Origin of the sequence: Halomonas sp. 707B3 (assembly GCF_024158645.1) — a bacterium.
Lineage (GTDB): Bacteria > Pseudomonadota > Gammaproteobacteria > Pseudomonadales > Halomonadaceae > Vreelandella > Vreelandella lionensis.
The window spans coordinates 1-2,036 of record NZ_JAMZBE010000272.1; the positions used below are offsets into that span (position 1 = coordinate 1).

At 61.1% G+C, this 2,036-nt stretch carries 2 protein-coding genes; both read left to right on the forward strand.

Annotated elements, in window-relative coordinates:
* A partial coding sequence (locus tag BIS10_RS18525; RefSeq protein ID WP_253507698.1) for a PLP-dependent aminotransferase family protein occupies positions 1-1,179 on the forward strand: 1,179 nt, incomplete at its 5' end.
* A gap of 76 nt (positions 1,180-1,255) precedes the next feature.
* A complete protein-coding gene (locus BIS10_RS18530; protein ID WP_253507701.1) occupies positions 1,256-1,951 on the forward strand; it encodes a lysozyme-like domain containing protein in 696 nt (231 codons plus the stop codon).
* Positions 1,952-2,036 lie beyond the last annotated feature (85 nt).

The window sequence follows — 2,036 nt, forward strand, 5'->3', positions numbered from 1 at the left end:
CAAGGCACCTGGACCTGCAAGCCGGTAACGCCACCGCCCGATGCCCCCGCCAATGTTCAGCTATCACAGCGCGCCCAGCGGGTGCTGCAAGGCCCTGGGGCTAGCATGATTCAGAGCGGGGCTTTCGTGCCCGGCATTCCAGATATCGCTCAGTTCCCCATGCGCAAGTGGCGTCAGCTCTACGCCAGCGTGACGGTGCCGCAAAATGCCCTGCTGCTCTCCTACTCCACCGGCGGCTACGGCCCGCTGAAACGCGCGATTCGTGATTTTCTGGCCCGCTGGCGGGATATCCATTGCGATACCGAGCAGATCATCATTACCGATGGCACCCACAACGGTATCGAGCTGTGCGCCGTCGCCCTGGCAGATGTGGGCGATACAGTGGCCATGGAGTCGCCCTGCTACTGGGGGGCGCGCAACGTGTTTACCGCCGCCGGGCTTAACATCGAAATGCTGCCGTGGCGGCCGGAAGCGGGCCATGCCTTACCTGCTACTCACGGCCCCGTGGCGCTGGCTTACCTGACCGGCTCGCACCACTACCCGCTCAGCGTGCCGACCAGCGCCGAGCATAAACAGCGGCTGTGTGAGGCGTTATCGCCCACCTATGTGGTGGAAGATGATTATGAATTTAACCGCGACGACCACCCCAACCTGCTGTTTGATGCCCACTCTGAACGCCATTTGCTGGTAGGCTCTTTCTCTAAGATGATGTTTCCCGGCCTGCGGCTGGGCTACCTGGTGGTGCCGCGGCATTTGGCAGGGCCCATGAACCGCCTGCGCAGCGAGCTGTTTCGCGAGGGCCGTATGCTGGACCAAGCCGTGCTGGCCCAGTTTATTTTTGATGGTGATTTGGATGCCTGGTGTCGGCGCATTCAGCGGGACTATTTAGGCCGCCAGCAGGTGCTGCACGACCAGCTGCGCTCGCTGCCCCACGTGCGCTCGGTGTCGGCTCCCAGCAGTGCCATCAGCCTTTGCGTGGAGTTCGAGCCGGGCATTAACGATGTGGCCATCGCGCAATCGTTGCTGAAAGAGCACTTGATCGTGCGGCCGTTAAGCCCGGTGTGTGCGCCGAACGACCCCCGCGTGGGCTTGGTGATGGGGGTGGGCATGCTCTCTGGGGAAACGCTGGTGCGCGAGGCGCAGCGCCTGCGACGCTGCCTGGAGCCACTGCTGCGCTAAGCGGCCAACGCGCTTTATACGCCAGTACACTATACAAAACGTGAGTAACACGACTTATATCCACAAGGACCGTCCTATGCATCGCCCTGTTGATAGCTTTTGGGTCTCTGCGCTCTCTTCCGCTGCCTCCTCTTATACCGCCCAGCTACGCGGTTGGCTGGCCGTCGCGGCACTACTGCTGCTCTCTGGGTGCGCGACCTTTGCGCCCAGCCCGCCGGAGGATCAGACCAATATCTGCGAGATTTTCCGCGAACAGCCCAGCTGGTACGACTACGCGCAAGAGTCTGAAGAGAAGTGGGGAACGCCCATCGCGACCCAAATGGCGTTTATTCAGCGGGAGTCCTCGTTTCGTAGCCACGTGCGTCCAGACCGCAAATACTACCTTGGCTTTATTCCCGGCCCGCGCCCCTCTTCCGCCAAAGGCTACGCCCAAGCTCAAGACCCGGTATGGGGCGAGTACGAAGACCAAGCGGGCAGTCTGTTTGCCCGGCGCACGCACATGAAGCACGCCATCGACTTCATTGGCTGGTATAACGCCCGCACTCGCGCCCAAACGGGCGTCTCGCTCAACAATCCTGAGCACCTCTATTACGCCTATCACGAAGGCGCAGGCGGCTATCAGCGGGGCACTTATCGCAGTCAGCCCCAGGTGCTCAATGCAGGCCGCCAAGTGGCGAGCCTTTCCAACCGCTACCAGGCCCAGCTCAACAGCTGCCAGGCAGAGTTCCAGTGCCGCAAGTTCTATCAGGTGTGGCCATTCTGTCGTAGCTGAGGGCGTCTTTCATGACACTGTTAATGGGATTCGCCTTTGTCGGCGTGGTGTTTTTCACCTCCATGCTCTCCGGTGTGTTTGGCAT

Coding starts and splice junctions, on each gene's coding strand:
- BIS10_RS18530 (WP_253507701.1), top strand. CDS start 1,256: ATGCATCGCCCTGTTGATAGCTTTTGGGTCTCTGCGCTCTCTTCCGCT.